General features: G+C 73.0%; 4 protein-coding genes and 1 riboswitch. Of the genes, 3 read left to right on the top strand and 1 reads right to left on the bottom strand.

Annotation, left to right across the window (positions count from 1 at the left end):
* The coding region (locus HMPREF3086_RS01105) for a nitrite reductase (RefSeq protein WP_070719747.1) at positions 1-737 on the bottom strand (737 nt) is incomplete at its 3' end.
* A gap of 81 nt (positions 738-818) precedes the next feature.
* Positions 819-1,005: riboswitch (cobalamin riboswitch) on the top strand.
* Between the two features lie 111 nt (positions 1,006-1,116).
* On the opposite strand from HMPREF3086_RS01105, the gene HMPREF3086_RS01110 reads away from it, so the two are divergent.
* The 3 genes from HMPREF3086_RS01110 to HMPREF3086_RS19385 all read left to right on the top strand — a co-directional run.
* Positions 1,117-1,839: a hypothetical protein gene (locus HMPREF3086_RS01110; RefSeq protein WP_061915804.1), complete on the top strand. Its 723-nt coding sequence runs from the start codon at positions 1,117-1,119 to the stop codon at positions 1,837-1,839.
* Positions 1,836-2,930 carry a FecCD family ABC transporter permease gene (locus HMPREF3086_RS01115; protein ID WP_371441635.1) on the top strand — a complete coding sequence of 365 codons (1,095 nt, stop codon included), beginning with the start codon at positions 1,836-1,838 and terminating at the stop codon, positions 2,928-2,930. Before HMPREF3086_RS01110 ends, HMPREF3086_RS01115 begins: the two co-directional genes overlap by 4 nt.
* The coding region (locus tag HMPREF3086_RS19385; RefSeq protein ID WP_246830840.1) for an ABC transporter ATP-binding protein at positions 2,927-3,455 on the top strand (529 nt) is incomplete at its 3' end. The genes HMPREF3086_RS01115 and HMPREF3086_RS19385, both read left to right, overlap by 4 nt.

The raw sequence follows: 3,455 nt of genomic DNA on the forward strand, positions 1-3,455 counted from the left end.
AGGCGCGGGTCGGGGGCGGCGGTCGGAGCGAGCGCGGCAGGCGGGGCAGGGGGGCTGGCCTGCGCGAGCAGCTCGCGGACATGCCACGGCGCCTCGGGTCCGGTGCCGCGGGCATCGGCGAACGCCCAGGCCAGCGCAACCAACCGGGCGGCGGCCTCGGACAGCGGCACCACCTCGCCCCAGCCCTCGCCGATCCGCAGCTGCGCCAGCTCGGGTCCCACGACCACCAGCCCCAGGTCACACGAGCGGTCCACCAGGTCACCGCGGCCGTCGTCCAGCACGAACAGGAACCGGCCCGGCAGCGTACCGAGCGCGGGGTCGGCCAGCAGTCCGGCATCCAGGGCGTCGGTCACCGGCCGGAGGTCGGCGCGGCCCGCAGCCTGGTCGGGGTCGAGCCCCGTCAGCGGCGACACGAGGATGTTCCGCACTAGCTCATGCCCCGGCGAAGGCAGGAGTTCGGTCCCCGCGATCGCCGCCACCACCTCTGCAGGCAACTGCCCGTCAGAGTCCTGGGGCAGCGCGCGAAGCTGCAGGTTCGCTCGGGTGGTGAGGTGCACGTTGCCGTCGTCGTCGCCGTATCGTCTCGCCACCTCGCCCAGCACGGCGAGGGACGCAGGGGACACGCGGCCGCCCGGGACGCGCAGGCGCACAAGGGCGCCATCGGCGGCCGGCCACGGACGCAGGACGCCGGGGCACAGGTCGCCGCGCGTGCGGCGGATCGGATCGGGGGTGCTCACGGCAGACAGTGTGGCACCGGCGGCGCCCCTGGCACGGTGCCCCCCGGGCTCGCGGCGATCACACTGCTACCCTGAGCGCGGAACTGACCGCATCCGGCCGATCTCGACAGAGACCGACGGATGCCAGGGAACCCGGTGAGAATCCGGGACTGGCGCGCAGCGGTGTGGGGTACCGAACCGGCACGAGGCCACTGGAAGCGATTTCCGGGAAGGCGCCGGGGAGGGTCGATCCCGAGTCCGAATACCTGTCGGTTCCGCGACATCCGAGCGAACCTCGCGCACAGGTTTTGAAGAGATAAGGCCACACGTGTACCCCACGTATGAGCCCGTAGGCACAGGCATCAGTGCTGAAGCCGAACGGGCACTCGCGGCATACCCCGTGCCCCACCGATCCAGACCCGATCACGACGACCCGGCGTGGCGGAGCGCCGTCGAGCTTCGTGACCCGGCTTCGTGGCGTGAGATCGGGCAGCGCTACTCCACGCACCTGGGCACTTCCCACCTGGCGCCCGGACTGTTGTGCTCACTCCAGCACTACACGGGCCGGGCCCTTGGCCTCATGGTGGCGGCCTGGTGTGCAGACGGCACCCTCCTCGACCCGGCGCACGAGCGCTGGTGGGCCCACCTCGACGCAGCCGGTGCCACCGTCGAGGTGTCGATCCCCGGTACGCCGGTGGTGGGATGCGGCCCGGACCCCACCGCGCTGGTCGACGTGCTCCGTCACCACGTGACTCCGCTGGTGGAGGCATGCGTGGCCGCCGGGACCGTGACCCGTCGCGCCGCCCTCGGGGGCGTGGCGGCGTCGTGCGCCGGCGCCTTCGGGGTCGGCTTCCGGACCGTTCCCACCTCCCGACGGGCCGCGGTCGAGAACGGCGCCCGCGTCGTCGCCAAGTCCCTGAGCGAGCGGCCACTGGTGACGCTGGTGCGGCTGGACAACCCGCCCGCACTGGTTCACGACCGACACACCTGCTGCCTCATCCGGCTGGGGTCGGACAAGACCGAATGCGCGTCATGCCCACGGCTCAGCGAGGGAGAGCGGCGCGTGCGACAGCGCCTCCGCCACACACCCGCCCGGGCCCGAGCGGGGAGCAGCACCCGGTGAGAGTGGTGAGGGCGGGGGCCGCCCGACGCGCCGGACCACCCGCGGCCTCGGTCCGCTCCGCCCGCAGGATCCCGCCCGTCCCGTTGGCGATCGTGCTCACGATCCTCACGGCGATCAGCGTCGTGACCTCGGTGGCCTTCGGCGCCGAGCACATCCCGGTCGGTGATGTGTGGCGGACGGTGTGGGCGGCGATGACCGGAGGCGAGGCCCAGCGCGCGCACTCCATCATCATCCTCGACCTACGGCTCCCCCGAGCTGTGCTCGGGGCGCTGGTGGGGGCCGGTCTCGCGCTCGCCGGCGCAGCGATGCAGACCCTCGTGCGCAACCCGCTCGCCGACCCGTATCTCCTCGGCGTCTCGGCGGGCGCCGCAGTGGGAGCCACCGCGGTGATCACCATGGGCTTCCTGGGCGGGCTCGGCATCTGGGCCCTCTCCGGCGGCGCACTCGTCGGCGCGCTTGGTGCCACCCTGCTGGTCTACGCGGTGGCCACCGCCACCGGCGGGCTCACCGCGCTGCGGCTCATCCTGGCCGGCGTGGTGCTCTCCTCGGCGTTCACCGCCATCTCCTCGTTCCTGGTCTTCATCGCCACCGATTCGCGCTCGGCGGAGACTGTCATGCACTGGATGCTCGGCAGCGTGGCCGGAGCGACCTGGGCCAAGATCCCGCTCGCCGCGGTGGTCGTGGCGCTCGCGCTGGCCGTCGGGCTCGCAGTGCACTCCTGGCTGGACGCCTATGCAACCGGATCGGACACCGCCGCCTCGCTCGGCGTGCCCGTGCGGGCCCTGCGGATCGGGCTCTTCGTGTCCCAGGGACTACTGGTGGGGGTGCTCGTCGCCGTGGCTGGCGGCGTCGGGTTCGTGGGGCTCATCATCCCCCACGCCGCCCGGCTCGTCGTGGGGGCGACCCACCGCGCCATGCTCCCCGTGGCCGCCGCGGCAGGTGCGCTCTTCCTGGTCTGGGTGGACGTGATCTCCCGGGTCGTCGCCGCCCCGCAGGAGATGCCGCTGGGCATCGTCACCGGGATCATCGGCGCCCCGGTATTCCTGCTGCTCATGGGCCGCCGCGCCTACACCTTCGGGAACGCGTCATGACGCAGGCCGCCAGCGCGCACCTGGTCGCGCAGAACGTGTCCTGCGCCAGAGGGAAGAGAGTCATCGTCTCCGGGGTCGACCTCAACGTCCCCGCCGGCTCCCGCCTCGCCCTGGTCGGGCCGAACGGCGCGGGCAAGTCGACCCTGCTGCGGGTCCTGGCCGGCCTGGATGCCCCGGTGCAGGGATCGGTGACCGTGGACGGTCTCGATGTGCACCGGATGCGGTCCCGGCAGCGCGCGCTGCTCATCGCGGTCCAGGGGCAGGAAGAAGCCCCCTCGGCGGAACTCACCCTCGCCGAAGCGGTGGCGCTCGGCAGGACCCCACACCGCACCCCGTGGGCACTCGGCGAGGAGGGCGAGAAGGAGATCGTCGACCGGGCACTCCACACCGTCGGCCTGGCCGGCCGCGGCGACCAGTCCTGCACCCGGCTCTCCGGAGGCGAGCGCCACCGGGTCGTCCTGGCCCGAACCCTCGCCCAGCAGACCCCGCTGCTCATGCTCGACGAACCCACCAACCACCTCGACG

The organism is Dietzia sp. HMSC21D01 (genome assembly GCF_001815995.1).
Lineage (GTDB): Bacteria > Actinomycetota > Actinomycetes > Mycobacteriales > Mycobacteriaceae > Dietzia > Dietzia cinnamea.